Here is a 3,635-nt window from a genome sequence, read left to right as displayed (position 1 = left end):
TTAATAACGTTAACACTCCAGGATGGATCTGGGGATTTGATATTTTACCTGCGACTGGATTAAGACTAATTTCTTGGTGGGGACAAGTTGATGCATTCTCTTATAGTTATGCATGGGCTGGTGACGCTAAAGCAATAGATCAAAATTTATATGACGCAATTCCAGCTAATGATGCTAGAAAGGCTCAGTTTTTCCCAGGTTCAGGGTATTATAACTTAATGCCTATAGATAAGTTTTACGATGCTAGTAGAATTATTGGTGGACCTAGTGGTAACGTTGTTGCGGATTATGTATATATGAGAATAGCAGAAATGCATATCTTAAAAGCAGAATCTTTAGCAAAAATGGGACAAGAAGGTCAGGCTAGAACTGCCTTAAGACAAGTTTTAGATCAACGTTTACCGGATACTTCTTATTTAGATGGGTTATCTGGACAAGCGCTATTAGATGAGATTCACTTACAAACGCGTATTGAGTTTTGGGGTGAAGGAAAAACATATCTTTCGATCAAACGTAATCAGACCTCAACAGGTGTAAGAGGTAGCAACCACTTATCTTTTGTAGGAGAATCTATCGCGCACAATGAAGAGCGTTTCACTTTTGAAATTCCTGAATTAGAGATTCAGAGTAACGTGTTCATTAACGAGCAAAATTAATTAAATTAAGACTTATCTCATGAAGAAAATTTTAAATTATATAATACTAGGTATCCTCGTTGTAGCTGCTTACAGCTGCGAGGAAGAAGCTACAGGTAACAGCGTGAACTATATAACATTTGCTAGTGAAGCAGAATCCGTTACTTTAGATGTAGGTTCAGGAAGTGGTAGTACGGATATTTTGGTATATACCGGTAATAAGACAGGTTCAGATAGAACTGTTAATGTCATGGTAGCTGATGAATCAACAGCAGACCCATCTGGTTACAGTGTACCCGGAAGTGTAACTATTCCAGGAGGATCAAATGAAGGTGTGCTTACTGTTCAATTGAACGAATCTGGTTTGAACTTTGCTCCGGGCACAATCGTTATAGAGTTTATGCCTAATCAGGGTTTTGTAGGCACTAGTGGTGCGGTAACACTAACTGTAGCTTTAGTTTGTCCAAATGCTAATTCATCAGTAGATTTTGTTTTCGATGGTTATTCTGAGGAAATAGATTGGAACATAACAGATTCAAGTGGGAGTGTTATTGCTAGTGATGCTTATGGAAGTGATTTAGACACTGTTAGTGTTAGTGCTTGTTTGATTGAAGGAGAAACATATACATGGACTATTAACGATAGTTATGGAGATGGTATGTCTTTCCCGACGGACGGTAATGCTTCTATTACATATAATGGAAATGTTTTAAGTTCTGTCAGTGGAAATTTTGGATCTCAATATGTTGATACATTTACTGTTCCAAATTAGTATAAGATTCGATGATAATGAAAAGACCTGCTAACAGCAGGTCTTTTTTTATTTATTCTGTACTGAATTATCCAACTATTTCAATATTGTTTATTTAGTTGTAAAATATTATTATATAATTGTAATACTTAAAGCTTTGTATGACTTATTTTAGATATATATATTTTATTATTTTATCTTTTAGTTTAAGTAATACCTATAGTCAGACCAAATTAAATGGACGTAACGTCACCCAAAGGGAGGCCCCATTTGGGAAGGATTCATCAAAAGCCAAAAAATCAAAGGGTTTCGATAAGTTGGCTTCCATTGATATGTATATCAAGTATAAGAAAAGCGTCGATACAACTATAGTTGATACAACCCTTACTATTCAAAAGGAATATAGGTTTAACTATCTACAAAAAGATAATTTCGGTTTAATGCCATTTGCTAATATAGGGCAAACATATAATTCATTAACCCTAAATTTATTTTCCAATACAATAGATCCATTATTTGGTTCAAGAAGTAGGCATTTCAACTATTATGAAATTGAGGATATAGACTATTACGAGGTGCCTACACCTTGGACTAGATTAATGTATAAAACGGCATTTGAGCAGGGTCAATTATTAGATGCTTTTTTTACCGTAAACCTATCTAATCAATTGAATTTTTCAATAGCTTATAAGGGTTTAAGATCATTAGGGAATTATCAAAATGCATTAACAAGTTCTGGTAATTTTAGAGTTACCTCTAATTTTAAATCAAAAAGCAAACGTTATAGGGCCTATGCTCACATAGTTATGCAAGATTTACTGAATAATGAAAACGGTGGATTAACAGATGATGATGTAATAAATTTTGAATCTGGTGATGAGGAATATGCGGATAGATCTGTTTTTGATCCAAACCTTGAAAGTGGTGAAAATATTTTAGTAGGTAAACGATTCTATTTAAATCACGAATATGATATAGTAAAACAAGTTGATTCTATCAAGAGGAATGTGTTAACTCTTGTAAATTCAATTTCTTTTGAAGATAAGTTTTATCAGTTTTATCAAACGAATTCAGCAACTAATGATTTTTTTGGTGATTCATTTACAAACAGTATAAATGATAAGGTAACTTTAGAAAATTTTAAAACATCAGTAGGCGTAAACTTCAATAATAACCTTTTAGGGGATTTGACAGTTGGTATTAACTATAACAACATCAATTATGGATATGACAGTGTAGTGTTATTTCCAAGTGAGGTTATACCAAATCGCATTAAAACAGATTATTTTAGTCTTGAAGCAAGTTATAATAAAACGATTGGGAAATTTGCTGTTTCAGGTATAGGGGGACTTAATTTATCTGAAGAGTTTGTGGGAAGTTTTATAAGTGGTAGGGCTCAAGTAAGATTATTAGACGATATAAATTTCCATGTAGGAATAAATATTAGCTCTCGACTTCCTAATTACAATTATTTATTATATCAGAGCGACTATGTAAATTATAATTGGTATAATTTTGATGCTTTTAATAATATAAATACACAACAATTTAATATTGGTATTCTGTCCGATAAATGGTTTAATGCTGACTTGGATATTTCTAATATTGATAATTACACCTACTTCAATTTAGAACCTTCATCTAATAATGCGGTAATAATTAAACCAAAACAGTTTACTCAACCACTTCAATATCTAAGATTAAAAATTGAAAAAGAATTTAGATTTGGAAATTTTGCACTTGATAACACTATTATGTATCAGAATGTGATAAGTGATGAAGATGTTCTAAATGTTCCAACTTTAATCTCAAGAAACACTTTTTATTACTCAAATCAGATATTTAAAAAGGCAATGACCTTGCAGACAGGGATAACACTCAATTATTTCACGAAATATAATATGAATGGTTATGATCCGCTTTTGGCAGAGTTTTATGTTAAAAATGATACTGAGATAGGAGGGTTTCCCAGGTTAGATTTTTTCATCAATGCCAAAGTACGACAGACAAGAATATTTTTAAAAGCAGAGCATTTTAATTCTTCATTTACTGGATATAATTATTTTTCTGCCCCGAACCACCCGTTTAGAGATTTTACAGTTCGTTTCGGTCTCGTCTGGGATTTTTTCTTGTAGTATATCAATTTTTAAAATCTTCTATTTTTTTTGTCCTTTAAAGTTCAGATAATAAGCATTATACAAAATATTAAAAATAATTTTCAAAAAAAGTGTTGCAGGAATATAAAGTAG

Annotated in this window: 3 protein-coding genes; all 3 read left to right on the top strand. The window is 32.1% G+C overall.

The features are described 5' to 3' along the window. The coding region (locus HRU49_RS14310; protein WP_296358346.1) for a RagB/SusD family nutrient uptake outer membrane protein at positions 1-656 on the top strand (656 nt) is incomplete at its 5' end. A gap of 19 nt (positions 657-675) precedes the next feature. Then, positions 676-1,407 carry a hypothetical protein gene (locus tag HRU49_RS14305; protein WP_296358344.1) on the top strand — a complete coding sequence of 244 codons (732 nt, stop codon included), beginning with the start codon at positions 676-678 and terminating at the stop codon, positions 1,405-1,407. Between the two features lie 140 nt (positions 1,408-1,547). After that, positions 1,548-3,521, top strand: coding sequence for a putative porin (locus HRU49_RS14300; RefSeq protein WP_296358342.1), 1,974 nt, complete (start codon positions 1,548-1,550; stop codon positions 3,519-3,521). The last annotated feature ends 114 nt before the right edge of the window (positions 3,522-3,635 follow it).

Source organism: Winogradskyella sp. (genome assembly GCF_013213975.1).
In the GTDB taxonomy this organism is placed as follows: domain Bacteria; phylum Bacteroidota; class Bacteroidia; order Flavobacteriales; family Flavobacteriaceae; genus Winogradskyella.
The sequence above is the reverse complement of the archived record's forward strand: the minus strand, read 5'-3'. Positions and strand labels throughout refer to the sequence as shown.